Origin of the sequence: Azospirillum lipoferum 4B (assembly GCF_000283655.1) — a bacterium.
Taxonomy (GTDB): Bacteria; Pseudomonadota; Alphaproteobacteria; order Azospirillales; family Azospirillaceae; genus Azospirillum; species Azospirillum lipoferum_C.
Map to the genome: position 1 here is coordinate 308146 of NC_016587.1, position 12116 is coordinate 320261.

The window sequence follows — 12116 nt, forward strand, 5'->3', positions numbered from 1 at the left end:
CAGGGGCAGGAGGCAACATGTCTGGGAACACGAAGCCTGAATTGAGCAAGAGCCTGAGCGGGCTCCATCTGTGGGGGATCGCCGTGGGGCTGGTGATCTCCGGCGAATATTTCGGCTGGAGCTACGGCTGGGCGGCGGCGGGGACGCTGGGCTTCCTCGTCACCACGATCCTGATCGCGGCGATGTACACCACCTTCATCTTCAGCTTCACCGAGCTGACCACCGCCATTCCCCATGCCGGCGGTCCCTTCGCCTACAGCTATCGCGCCTTCGGACCGAAGGGGGGCTTCGTCGCCGGGTTCGCCACGCTGATCGAGTTCGTCTTCGCGCCGCCGGCCATCGCGCTCGCCATCGGCGCCTATCTGAACGTGCAGTTTCCGGGGCTCGACCCCAAGCTGGCGGCGGTCGGCGCCTATGTCATCTTCATGGGGCTGAACATCGCCGGCGTGTCCATCGCCGCCACCTTCGAACTGTTCGTCACGCTGCTGGCGATCTTCGAACTGGTGGTGTTCATGGGCGTGGTGTTCCCCGGCTTCTCCTGGGCCAACTTCACCGCCAACGGCTGGGCCGGATCGAACAGCTTCAGCGTGGACGCTTTCGGCGGCATCTTCGCCGCGATCCCCTTCGCCATCTGGTTCTTCCTGGCCATCGAGGGCGCCGCGATGGCGGCCGAGGAGACCAAGGATCCCAAGCGCACCGTGCCGCGCGCCTATATCGGCGGCATCCTGACGCTGGTGGTGCTGGCCTTCGGCACGATGATCTTCGCCGGCGGCGTCGGCGACTGGACCGCGCTGTCGAACATCAACGACCCGCTGCCCCAGGCGATGAAGGCGGTGGTCGGCGAGTCGAGCGGCTGGCTGCACATGCTGGTGTGGATCGGCCTGTTCGGGCTGATCGCGTCCTTCCACGGCATCATCATGGGCTATTCGCGCCAGATCTTCGCGCTGTCGCGCGCCGGCTTCCTGCCGCCGGTGTTCGCCCGGCTGCACCCGACCCGCAAGACGCCGCACTGGGCGGTTCTGGCCGGCGGCGTGGTCGGCATCGCCGCCATCTATTCCGACGAGTTCATCCAGATCGGCGGCCTGCCGCTGACCGCCAACATCGTCACCATGTCGGTGTTCGGCGCCATCGTCATGTACATCATGAGCATGGCCGCGCTGTTCCGCCTGCGCGCCACCGAACCGGCGCTGGAGCGTCCCTACCGCGCGCCCTTCTATCCGGTGTTCCCGGCGATCTCGCTGGTGCTGGCGGTGCTCGCCCTGCTGACGATGATCTACTACAACGCCCTGGTGTTCGGGCTGTTCGTGGCGCTGTTCGCGCTGGGCTACCTGTTCCACATCGCGACGGCCGACATGCGGGTCAAGGCCGGCGGCACGTCCGGGCTGGGGCACATGGATGCCTTCACCGAGGCGCGGACGATGGTGGATTGAGGGGTGGTGGGGTGCCTAACGGGTGCCCCCACCCTAACCCTCCCCCGCTTCGCGGGAGAGGGGACTGCCGCCACTTTGCAAACTCTCCCCTCTCCCGCAAAGCGGGGGAGGGAGGGACCCGCTCACCAGAGCGGGAGGGAGGGGGCACCCGCAGCCGGCGCCCCCATCGCTCTCACTCCCCGTCGTGGCTGCGGATGAAGCTGCGGATTTCCGGGAGGATGGCTTCGCGCCAGCGGCGGCCGTTGAAGATGCCGTAATGGCCGACACCCTTCTGGAAATGCGTCTTGCGCATCCCGTCCGGCAGCGACGAGCACAGCCGCTGCGCCGCGATGGTCTGGCCGGGGGCGGAGATGTCGTCCAACTCGCCTTCCACCGTCATCACCGCGGTCCTGGCAATCGCAGCCGGTTCCACCTTGCGGCCGCGCGAGACCATCCTGCCTTCCGGCAGGGCGTGCTTCTGGAACACCGTCTCGATGGTCTGCAGGTAGAATTCCGCCGACAGGTCCATCACCGACAGATATTCGTCGTAGAAGCGGCGGTGCTGCTCGGCCGAATCGCCGTCGCCGCGGACGAGGTGGCGGAACAGCCCGACATGCTCGTTGATGTGGCGGTCGAGGTTCATCGACATGAAGCCCGACAGCTGGATGAAGCCCGGATAGACGCGGCGGAAGGCGCCGGGATAATAGACCGGGACCGTGGCGATCACGCTGCGCTCGAACCACTTCAGCGGGCGTTCCATCGCCAGCTTGACCGGGGTCGTCGGGTTGGCCATCGGGTCGATGGGGCCGCCCATCAGGGTCATGCTGCGGGCCTGCACCGGCTCGTCCGCCGCCGCCATCAGCGACACCGCCGCCATCACCGGAACCGCCGGCTGACACACCGCGATGACGTGGGTGTTGGGGCCCAGGAAGCGGATCAGCTCCGCCACCGTGTCGATGTAGTCGTCCAGGTCGAAGCGCCCGGCCGACATCGGCACCAGCCGCACGTCGATCCAGTCCGTGATGTAGACGTCGTGGTCGCGCATCAGCGCCTCCACCGTGCCGCGCAGCAGCGTGGCGTGGTGGCCCGACATCGGGGCGACCAGAAGCACCTTCGGCTGGCGCGGCGTGCCTTCCGGCTTGGCGAAGTTCAGCAGCTTGCAGAAGGGCGATTGCCAGACGAACCGCTCGGTGACCGGCACGGTCTGCCCGTCGACCACCGTCTCCGCCAGCCCGAAAGCCGGCTTGCCGAAGCGGCGGGTCGTCCGCTCCACCAGCTCCGCCCCGGCGGCGACCGCCCGGCCGAGCCTGGTGTAGGACAGCGGGACCAGCGGATTCTGGAAGGTGTGCTGGGCGGCTTCGGCCCAGAAACGCATCGGCCGCATGGCGGCATGTTGCATGTCGTACAGGTGATACAGCAAATCAGATCCTCACGTCACGGCTACCCCCGGTCGGCCAGGGCTCGTTGGTCCGGTTCGTTGTTCCTTCGACCACTTATTGATCGTATTACCAACCATATCCTTCGTCAGGGGTCGCGTATAGGTCAAGAGCCTCTTCGCATTTGCAAAGCTCTGTTGTTGAAAGAACATTGCGCTGCACAAAAAATTATCAACTGCAACAATCCCGCTATGACCCCGGCGCGCGGCTCCGTTGGTCATACTGACGTTCAGGGAAATGGCTGACGATCAGGGGACGGCCAGCACGGCGCGGACCGGCAGATGGTCCGATGCCCGACGGGTCAGGATGCTGCGCACCACCTCGAACGCGGGGATTTGCAGGCCTCCGGTCACATAGATGCGGTCGAGCCGCAGGGTCGGCATGCGGGCGTGGAAACTGCGCGGGTTGGCGACGTCGGCGAAGGAGGCGGCCAGATGGCGCAGCCGCGGCGAGCTGGGCGTCCATTCGTTCAGGTCGCCCATAAACAGGGTGGGCAGCTCCGGTTGCCGCTCCACCCGCGACACTATGTCGCCGACCTGTTTGGCCCGTTCCCAGGGGTCGAGGCCGAGATGGGCGACGATCACCCGCACCGGGCGGCCCTGTACCTCCACCACCGCATCGATGGCGCCGCGCGGCTCGCGCTTGCCGACGGAGAGGTCCATCGTCTCCATCGAGCGCACCGGCAGGCGGGTCAGCAGGCAGTTGCCGTAATGGGCGCGTTCGCTGTGCTTGGTCGGGCCGGCATAGGCCTTCAGGCCCGTGTGCTGTTCCAGGAAGGCGAACTGGTCCATCCCCGATTCGCCGCGATGGTGCCAGCCGACCTCCTGCAGCCCGATCAGGTCGACTTCGAGGTCGCGGATCACCTGGGCGATGCGGTCGGGGGCGAATCGGGCATCCAGCCCGACGCAGCTGTGGATGTTCCAGGTGGCGACGCTGAAGGCGGCCATGCCGTCCGGAACGGGCGAATTGCGGCTGTCGGCGGGGCGGGGACGGCGGGCGCGGGCTGCGCGCAACGCGGCGGCGATGCGCTGGACACGCTCACGGCTGAAACGGATCACGGTTCCAAAATCCTTTCGTCTGGCCTGTCGTCCTGCTGGCCTTCTTCCCCTGCCGTCCGGCCGGGCTTCCGCCCCGACCGGCCGAGCAGCCGGCTCGTCAGCCAGCCGAGCCCGATCGCCACCGCTCCCATCGCCACCAGCAGCGCGATGTCGGCGGCGCCGGGATCGCTGATGGTCCGCTCAAGCTGGTGCCCGAGCAGATTGAAGGCAAGGATGCCGGGCGCAAGACCGACCATGGTGCCGATCACATAATCGCCGAAACGCAGCTTCGACGCACCTGCGGCAAGGTTCACCACGGTGTAGGGCGCCACCGGCACGGCGCGTACCCCGGCCACCGCGGCGATGCCGCTGTCGGCCAGCCTGTCGTTGAGCCGCGCGATCAGCGGGCCGCCATGACGGTCCAGCAGGTCGCGCCCCGCCATCCGTCCGGTCCAGAACATCGCCACCGCCGAGGCGACCGCCCCGCCCATGGCGGTGGGGAAGCCCCACCAGGGACCCATCACGATGGCGGTGGCGGCGATCATCACGGTCAGCGGGAACATGACGTAGCCGCCGGCGACATAGGCCAGGATCAGCCACAGCGGCGCCAGCGGGCTGTCGCGCAGGTTCTGGAAGACCGCCAGCACGGCGTCCAGCGTCGCCCATTCCTGCAGCGCGGTGTAGCGCCACATCCCCCACAGCCCCAGAATCGCCAGGACTCCGGCCAGCATCAGCCAGTGGCGGGTGCGCGGGATCCGCGACGGCAGCACCCGGCGCACGATGTCCACCGCGTCGACCGGATGTTCGGGATCGAAGACGCGGGCGTCGGCGACCGCGGCGGCCAGCCCGTCCGGCTCGGGTTCGTGCAGCGGCTCCAGCCTGCGCCCCATCGGCCGGCGCAGCTCGTCGATCGCCGCGGCGAGCGAGCCCAGCCGCCGCTGTGCCGCCGCCACCGCCTCCGGACGGGTGCCCAGATGCTCGGCGATCAGGTCGTTGCGGGTGTGGCGGATCGCCCGGCGGGTCTCGGCGTCCTCCGGCCCCGGCCCGGCTTCCAGCGCCAGGTCGCATTCGGTGTCGAGCCCCATCGAGCGGTTGTTGAGGTTGGCGGAGCCGATGCGCAGCAGCCGGTCGTCCACCACCATCACCTTGGCATGCACGGTGATGAAGGTGCCGCCGTCGGTCAGCGCGGCGAACAGGCGGAAACGGCCGTGCCGGTCGGCCTCGCGCAGCTCGCGGGTCAGGCGGGCGCGGGCGCCCAGCATGACGGTGTTCTCCAGCCAGCTGGTGGTGCGCACCGGATTGACGACGATCACCTCCGGCCCGTCCGGTTCCGCCAGCCGGGCCTTCAGCGCCTCGGCCACGGCGGTGGAGGCGAAATATTGGCTTTCCAGATAGATGACCTCGCGCGCCTGGGCGATGGCCTCCAGATAGAGCGCCTCCACCTCGCGCACCGCCTCGCGGCCGTTGCAGGCGGGATCGGTGCGGGCGATGCCGACGCGCACGCCGCGCAGCAGCGGCTCGAAGCCCGGCGGCCAGGGGTCGGCGGCCAGCGGATGGCGGCGCGGCGGCCGGCCGGGCGACGCGGGCGGCGGCGGCAGCGTCTCGCCGGTCGCCCGCGCCCAGCGCTCGCGGAACATCTCGCCCAGCGCGCGGGCGGCGTCGCCGTCCACCGCCATCATCACGTCGTGGAACGGCTCATAGGGCTTGCCGTCGGGCTGGCGCCGCCGGGGGTCATGCGCATGATGGGCGCGGGTGTCCCAGCGGTTGGCGGTGATGTCCAGCCCGCCGCAGAAGGCGACCCGGTCGTCGATCACCAGCAGCTTCTGGTGATGGCAGGCGCCGGTCGGATGGTCGCCGTCCAGCCGGTATTGCAGGCGCCGGTGGGTCAGCCAGTTGCGCAGCATGAAGGGGTGCGACCAGCGGGCGAGGTCGAACAGCTCGGCATAGTCCCATTTCAGCACATGGATGTGCAGGTCGGGCCGCGTCGTCGCCAGCCAGTTCAGCAGCGTGCCCAGCCGGTCGGGCCGGCGCGGCCGGCGCGTCTGCGGCATCAGGCGGATGCGGGCGTCCAGGTCCCAGGCGGTGAGGTAGATGGTGCGCCGGGCCCGCCGCATGGCGGCCTTGGCCAGCGCGAAGTAATCCTCGCCGTCGACGATGACCCCCAGCCGCGCCGTCTCCTCCACCCGCCAGCAGGTCCGCCCCGGTTCCAGGATCGGCCGCAGCGCGCCGGCGGATCCGGTGGCGTCGGGCGGCGGTCCGTCGGAGGGGAGCGGCTGGGGCGAATGGGCGTACATGGGGTCCGGTCGGCTGTGTGTCCTGGGTCATAACATCTGGGAAGGCCTTTCCTTCCCCGCCCTCAGCCATTTGGTGAAGGCCGCCGGGAATTGCAGCCACCCCGGCCACGCTGCCGGTCGAAAAAGTCGGATGGGGCGGCTTTTCCGCTGCGGATCCGGGGCCGGCGCTAATTCTGTTGCCCCATGGGGGTGGGGACGCTTACGGTCGCATGTCGCACCCGATACGCCGTTTTCCCCCCGATACCGTCCTTATCAATGCCGCGCCTCCTGATCCGCCGCCTGATCGATGCCGTGCCGACCGCCATCCTGCCGATGGCGGCGGGGGTGGGGCTGTCGGCACTGGTGGCGCCGCAGCCGGACGCCGCGACGGCGCTGCTGAGCGGGCTGGCGGTGACGCTGCTGCTGACCCTGCCGTCTCTGGCGGTGGGCACCGCGCTGGGCGCCCTGGCCGGCGCCTGGGCGGCGGTGGCCCCGCGGTCGGCGGGCGGGCTGATCGGACGGTTCCTGGCCGGGGCGGGTCCGCTGCTTCCGGGATTCCTGCTGGCCGCCGTCGCGGCGCTCGCCGTGCGGGCCGGGGCGTCGGCCGCACCGCTGGGCTTGACCGCGCTCGCCATTCCGGCCGCCTGCCAGGCGGCGAGGCTGTCGCGCCCGGCGATGGAGCGCGCGCTCGGCGCCGGGCCGGAGGGCGGCGCGGTGCGCATGGCCCGCGGCCTTGGGCTGGACGAACGGGCCGTGCTGCGCCACCACGCCCTGCCGCAGGCGGTCGCCCCGGTGATGAGCGGCCTGCGCGCCGCGGTTCTGGCCGCGGTGGTCGGGGCGGTGGCGCTGGAAAGCCTGTTGGACCTGCCGGGGGCGGGGGCGCTGATGATCGACGCTGCCCGCGCCGGGTCGGCGGCGGGGTCGCTGCCGGTGCTGGTGGCGCTCTGCGGGCTGACCGTGCTGCTGGGCGCTCTCGGCCTCGCCGTGCGCGACTGGATCGATCCGGCCAACCACAGCTCCACGCCCTATGACGGCGCGTGACGGACGAAGGGACCCGATGGCCGAACTCGACCAACCGCCGCCGTCCCAATCACCGCCATCCCACCCGGTGCCGTCCCACCCGGTGCCGCCGCGCGCCGGCTTCGCCCGCGGCCTGTCGGGCGCCGCGGTGCTGGTCGCCCTGGCGCTCGCCTCGGCTGCCGCGCCGCTGATGGCCGACGGGGCCGCCATCCACCGGCTGGACGCCGATCCGGTGGCCGCCGCCCTGCTCGACGGGCGGGGCAGCCTGTCCTTCGCGCTGCTCGCCGCGGTGCTGGGCGGGGCGCTGGGCATCGGCTGGGCGCTGCTGGCCTGGCTGCTCGGCAAGCTGTCGGGAGCCCGGGCGGAGCGGCGGACCATCGCCGCCGCCCACCGGCTGGCCGGCCTGCCGCTCGCCCTGCTGGTGCCGCTGGCCGGCGGGCTGGCCGGCGGGCTGGTGGGGGAGGTCGGGCCGCTGGCCGTCGTCACCGCGCTGACCGCCGCCCCCGCCGTCGCCGCGCTCGCCCATGCCGAGCTGTCGGCGCTGCTGCGGGCGGAGTTCCTGACCGCCGCCCGCGCCGCCGGCCTGACCGAAGGCGAAGTGCTGCGCCGTCACCTGATCCCCAACGCGGCACGCCCGCTGCTGGCCGCCGGGACGCTGGCCCTGCCGCGCGTGCTGGCGGCGGAGAGCGCGGCGAGCCTGCTCGGCCTCGGCCTGCCGCCGGCGCTCGGCAGCTGGGGCGCTTCGGTCGGGCTCGCGGCGCGGTTGGGCGACCCGGTGGCCTTCGTCCCGCCGGCCCTGCTGCTGGCGCTCGCCCTCTGGGCCGCCTGCGCCATCGCCGATGCCGCGGTGGTGGGACATCCCAAGCAATGAACCATATCGCCCCAAAATCCGCTCCGGTGGAGACGGAGGCGCTGACCCTGATGGTCGGCGACCGCGTGCTGCTCGACCGCGCCACCTTGCGGGTGGAGCGGGGGGAGGTGCTGGCGATCACCGGCGGCGCCGGCAGCGGCAAGACCGCCCTGCTCGGCGCGCTCGCCGGCCAGCCGCTGGCCGGTGTGGACATGGCCGGCAGCGCCCGTGTCGAGGGGCGCCTGCTGATCGCCCAGGGCGGGCAATTGGCGCCGCGCCGGCCGCTGGCCCTGCAGGTGGCGGAGGTGGTCGGCCATCATCTGGGACTGGACCTGCGCGGCGCGCTGCGCCGGATGGCCGACGGGCTGGACCGCATGGGCGTGCCGCCCGCCGCCCGCCGGTTCGACCTGCCGCCCGAACAACTGCCGGACTCCCTGCGCTGGGCCTGCCTGTTCGCCATGGCGGCGGCCGTGGGGCCGGCGGTGCTGCTGGCCGACGCGCCGGCCGCCGGGCTGGACCCGACCGTGCGGCTGCGGCTTCTTCACCGGCTGGCCGACTGGGCGCGGGCGGACGGGGTGGCGCTGATCCTGGCCGGACGGCCGGAGGACGGCGTCGCCGGCCCCGCCGACCGCGTGCTGTCCCTGCGCCGCGGCCGTCTGCTGCCCTACGAGCCGCCGCGCATCGCCCCGGTGGAACCGATGGAGGCGCCGGGGACCGCGCGGCTGCATGCCCGCGGTGTCGGCATGGCCTATCCGCTCGCCCCCGGCCCGAAGGGGGAGGCGCGGGCGCTGACCGTCCTGCACGGGATCGACCTGGATGTCGGGCTGGGGGAGACGCTGGCCCTGCTGGGCGAGACCGGCAGCGCCAAGGCGACGCTGGCCCGGTCGCTGCTGTGCCTGCCGCCGCCGACGGCGGGTGCGGTGGTGTGGATGGGCCGCGACCTTGCCGCCGCTGCCGCCCCGCCGGCCGACGCGGTGGGGGAGGATGCGGATCCCGGCGGCATGCGCCGCGCTCGGCGTGATCTGCAGCCGCTGTTCCCCGACGCGGCCGCCTCCTTCGATCCCGCCATGACCATCGGCGACCAGTTCGCCCTGGCGCTGGAAAGCCTGCGCCCCGACATCGCCGCCGACCGCCGCGACCGTCGCATCGACGAGGCGCTGGAGGAGGCCGGCCTGCGCCCCGACACGGCGCTCCGCTTGCCCGGCGGACTTGGCAAGGCGGAGGCCGCCCATGCCGGGCTTGCCCGCGCCCTGCTGCCGGAACCGCGGGTGCTGATCGCCGACGAGCCCGCAGCCAGCCTGTCGGCGGAGGAGCGCGAAGCCTTCCTCGACCGGCTGACGGCGGCGCGCGACCGGCGCGGTCTGGCGCTGGTGATGGCGACCGACCGCTATCTGGAGGGGCTGCGCGATGCCCATCGCGGCATGGTGATGCTGTCCGGCCGGGTGGTGGAGAGCGCCGATGCCGAGACGCTGCGGACGGCGCCGCTGCATCCCTACAGCCGGGCGATGCTGGCCGCGGCCCTTGGCGAACGTCCGGCCCTGGAGGGTGACGCGCCGTCGGCCTTCAGCCCGCCCGGCGGCTGTGCCCTGCGCCGCCGCTGCCCGCTGGCCCGTGACTTCTGCGCCCAGGCCGTCCCGCCGCTGGAGGAGGTGGCGCCCGGCCACCATGTGGCCTGCCATTACTGGGACACGGCGCTCGACGGCGGCGCGCCGTTCCTGGATTCGTAAAGCGCTTCATCGACGCGTTCTGGACATGAAAAAGCCCCCGCTCCATCGGAGCGGGGGCTTTTTCACATCACAACGACCGATGAGAGATCAGGCCATCTCGATGCGCTGAGCCTCGGGGCCCTTGGCGCCCTGGCGGATGGTGACGCGGACCTGCGCACCGTCGTCCAGGCCGCTGATGCCCGACCGCTCCAGCGCACGGATGTGCACGAAGATGTCCTTGCCGCCGGTGGCCGGGGCGATGAAGCCGAAGCCCTTCGACACGTTGAACCACTTCACCGTGCCGTCGACGGTCTCGCCGCCGTCCGAATCGCCGTAGCTGTCGGCGCCGTAGCCGCCACGGCTGCCGCCGTAGCTGTTGCCGCCGCCGTAGCCGCCGTCGTTGCCCCAGCTGTCACGCTCGCGCGGGGCGCGCGGACGGCTCGGAGCGGCGGTCGAGGTGTCGACCGCGTGGATGGTGGCGACCTGCGGGCCCTTGGGGCCGCGCGACAGGTCGCAGGTGATGGTCGCGCCTTCGGGCAGGCTGTCGTGTCCGCAGAACTGCAGAACCGTGGAATGCAGGAAGGCATCGGGCGAACCGTCATCGGGGGTGACGAAGCCGAAGCCCTTGGTGGCGTTGAACCACTTGACGGTGGCGCGGATGTCGCGCTGGGTGATTTCAGGAGCGCGGAAGGAAGAGCGCTGCGGACGGTCGAACATCAGTATCGTCTCATCTGTCGTGTTAAACCCCATCCCGGCAAAGCACCAAAGAAGGGAGACCCGGAACAGGGCCAGCGAAGGATGATCGGTTCCGCCCCATAATTCAATCGTCATTGCGCGATTCGAGCATGCGCGCACAACAAAAGCACCGCCGCCGCCCGAACGGTGGGCGGGGCGGGGCGATTTCGCCGAAATTGTGCAGGTGCGGCGTGACGATTCAACCGCGACTCAGGGCTTGCGCCGTCAGGCGTGCAGGCTCAGGCGCCGTGGCACTTCTTGTACTTCTTGCCGCTGCCGCAGGGGCAGGGATCGTTGCGGCCGACCTTCGGTCCGCTGCGCGGGCGGGCGCCCAGCTGGCCGTCCACATAGAACCAGCGGCCGTCCTGGTGGGTGAAGCGGCTGGTCTCGTGATGGGTCATCGGCTTGCCGTTCATGCTGAAACGGGCGACGAACTCCACGATGCCCTCGCTGTCGCCGGGCTGGCCGGCCTCGGTCGAGCGGATTTCCACGCCAGTCCAGACGCTGTTCTTGGCCCAGGTCTCGATCTCTTCACGGTTGAAGTCGTCGCGGGTGCTGGGCAGCAGCGTGTCGTGCAGATAGTCGATGTTGCCGGTGGCGAAGGCGGAATAGCGCGAGCGCATCAGCGCTTCGGCCGTCGGGGCGGGCATGCCGGCCAGATAGGGACCGCAGCAGGCGTCCAGCGGCTTGCCGGAACGGCAGGGGCATTCGGCGGCGGTCTGGGTCGTATCGGTCATGGCCTGCTCTCGGGTGATGGCGTGGTCCGGCGTCGCCAGCCGCCGTCCGGGAGGGGCCGGCGGGCTTGCGGGGCGCATCCATAGCGCAGCCGCGCTTCGCTTCTCAAGAGCTTGGTTGACGCAAGTGGCCGCGGCCTTGCGCCCGGAATTCGCTGCCGCTATCAAGCGGCCCCATCCCACCCCCTTCCGGAAGGCAGCCCGCACATGCCCCGCAAAGCCGCCGTTCCCCGCGCACGCCCCGACCTGTCGCTGGAGGCCGGCTTCGGCCCCGGACGCCGCGTCTGCGGCATCGACGAGGTCGGGCGCGGCCCGCTCTGCGGCCCGGTGGTCGCCGCCGCCGTCGTGCTGCCGCCCGAAGGGCTGCCGCCGGAGATCGCCGCCCAGATCGACGACAGCAAGGCCGTCACCCGCCGCCTGCGCGAGGAGATCGAGCCGGCGATCCGGGCACACGCGCTCGCCTTCGCCATCGCCGAGGCGTCGGCGGCGGAAATCGACGAACTGAACATCCACAAGGCGACGCTGCTGGCGATGAAGCGGGCCTATCTGGCGCTGCCCGGCGCACCGCCCGACGCGGCGCTGGTGGACGGCAAGTTCACCCCGGATATCGCGTGCGAGAGGGTGGCGGTCGTCAAGGGCGACAGCCGCAGCCAGTCCATCGCCGCCGCCTCTATTCTCGCCAAAGTGGCGCGCGACAGCGAGATGTTGCGGTTGTCGGCTCAGTATCCCCACTATGGATGGGATCGAAATGCCGGCTATCCGACGCCCGAGCATCTGGACGCGCTGACCCGCCATGGTGTCACGCCGCATCACCGAGTCAGTTTTGCACCAGTGAAACGGCAAAAGGCACTAAGCGGCTGAGCCGTCGTCACTTGGCAAAGAAAGCTGTTGACGGCGACTCGGCCGCGACTCATTG

General features: G+C 71.0%; 10 protein-coding genes. 5 read left to right on the forward strand and 5 right to left on the reverse strand.

What is annotated here, in order from left to right; all coding sequences use genetic code 11:
* Positions 1-17: 17 nt before the first annotated feature.
* Positions 18-1430 (forward strand): ethanolamine permease, encoded by a 1413-nt coding sequence (gene eat, locus AZOLI_RS25630; RefSeq protein ID WP_014189558.1) that lies wholly within the window; start codon positions 18-20, stop codon positions 1428-1430.
* A gap of 172 nt (positions 1431-1602) precedes the next feature.
* Here the strand turns inward: eat and AZOLI_RS25635 are convergent, their stop codons facing one another.
* The 3 genes from AZOLI_RS25635 to AZOLI_RS25645 form a co-directional block, all read right to left on the reverse strand.
* Complete coding sequence (locus AZOLI_RS25635) at positions 1603-2829, reverse strand: polyhydroxyalkanoate depolymerase (protein WP_014189559.1); 1227 nt, start codon at positions 2827-2829, stop codon at positions 1603-1605.
* A 264-nt stretch (positions 2830-3093) separates the two neighbouring features.
* A complete protein-coding gene (locus AZOLI_RS25640) occupies positions 3094-3903 on the reverse strand; it encodes an endonuclease/exonuclease/phosphatase family protein (RefSeq protein WP_014189561.1) in 810 nt (269 codons plus the stop codon).
* Positions 3900-6176 (reverse strand): VTT domain-containing protein, encoded by a 2277-nt coding sequence (locus AZOLI_RS25645; protein WP_014189562.1) that lies wholly within the window; start codon positions 6174-6176, stop codon positions 3900-3902. Before AZOLI_RS25645 ends, AZOLI_RS25640 begins: the two co-directional genes overlap by 4 nt.
* A 255-nt stretch (positions 6177-6431) precedes the next feature.
* Here AZOLI_RS25645 and AZOLI_RS25650 point away from each other — a divergent pair, with 255 nt between their 5' ends.
* From AZOLI_RS25650 to AZOLI_RS25660, 3 genes are read left to right on the forward strand one after another with little or no spacing between them, the layout of a single operon-like run.
* Positions 6432-7196 (forward strand): ABC transporter permease subunit, encoded by a 765-nt coding sequence (locus tag AZOLI_RS25650; protein ID WP_014189563.1) that lies wholly within the window; start codon positions 6432-6434, stop codon positions 7194-7196.
* Between the two features lie 16 nt (positions 7197-7212).
* A complete protein-coding gene (locus AZOLI_RS25655; RefSeq protein WP_044553171.1) occupies positions 7213-8046 on the forward strand; it encodes an ABC transporter permease subunit in 834 nt (277 codons plus the stop codon).
* Positions 8043-9752, forward strand: a complete 1710-nt coding sequence (locus AZOLI_RS25660) for an ABC transporter ATP-binding protein (protein WP_014189565.1) — start codon at positions 8043-8045, stop codon at positions 9750-9752. Before AZOLI_RS25655 ends, AZOLI_RS25660 begins: the two co-directional genes overlap by 4 nt.
* An 87-nt stretch (positions 9753-9839) precedes the next feature.
* On the opposite strand, the gene AZOLI_RS33680 is transcribed toward AZOLI_RS25660, so the two are convergent.
* Both AZOLI_RS33680 and AZOLI_RS25670 read right to left on the reverse strand, forming a co-directional pair.
* Positions 9840-10448, reverse strand: a complete 609-nt coding sequence (locus tag AZOLI_RS33680) for a cold-shock protein (protein WP_014189566.1) — start codon at positions 10446-10448, stop codon at positions 9840-9842.
* A gap of 257 nt (positions 10449-10705) precedes the next feature.
* Positions 10706-11203 (reverse strand): YchJ family protein, encoded by a 498-nt coding sequence (locus AZOLI_RS25670; protein WP_014189567.1) that lies wholly within the window; start codon positions 11201-11203, stop codon positions 10706-10708.
* Between the two features lie 204 nt (positions 11204-11407).
* Between AZOLI_RS25670 and AZOLI_RS25675 the strand changes: the two genes are divergently transcribed.
* Positions 11408-12061: a ribonuclease HII gene (locus AZOLI_RS25675; protein ID WP_014189568.1), complete on the forward strand. Its 654-nt coding sequence runs from the start codon at positions 11408-11410 to the stop codon at positions 12059-12061.
* The last annotated feature ends 55 nt before the right edge of the window (positions 12062-12116 follow it).

What these genes read in the sequence shown, in the direction of transcription:
- eat (WP_014189558.1), top strand. Translation starts at nt 18, where the DNA reads ATGTCTGGGAACACGAAGCCTGAATTGAGCAAGAGCCTGAGCGGGCTC.
- AZOLI_RS25645 (WP_014189562.1), bottom strand. Translation starts at nt 6,176, where the DNA reads ATGTACGCCCATTCGCCCCAGCCGCTCCCCTCCGACGGACCGCCGCCC.
- AZOLI_RS25650 (WP_014189563.1), top strand. Translation starts at nt 6,432, where the DNA reads ATGCCGCGCCTCCTGATCCGCCGCCTGATCGATGCCGTGCCGACCGCC.
- AZOLI_RS25655 (WP_044553171.1), top strand. Translation starts at nt 7,213, where the DNA reads ATGGCCGAACTCGACCAACCGCCGCCGTCCCAATCACCGCCATCCCAC.
- AZOLI_RS25660 (WP_014189565.1), top strand. Translation starts at nt 8,043, where the DNA reads ATGAACCATATCGCCCCAAAATCCGCTCCGGTGGAGACGGAGGCGCTG.
- AZOLI_RS33680 (WP_014189566.1), bottom strand. Translation starts at nt 10,448, where the DNA reads ATGTTCGACCGTCCGCAGCGCTCTTCCTTCCGCGCTCCTGAAATCACC.
- AZOLI_RS25670 (WP_014189567.1), bottom strand. Translation starts at nt 11,203, where the DNA reads ATGACCGATACGACCCAGACCGCCGCCGAATGCCCCTGCCGTTCCGGC.
- AZOLI_RS25675 (WP_014189568.1), top strand. Translation starts at nt 11,408, where the DNA reads ATGCCCCGCAAAGCCGCCGTTCCCCGCGCACGCCCCGACCTGTCGCTG.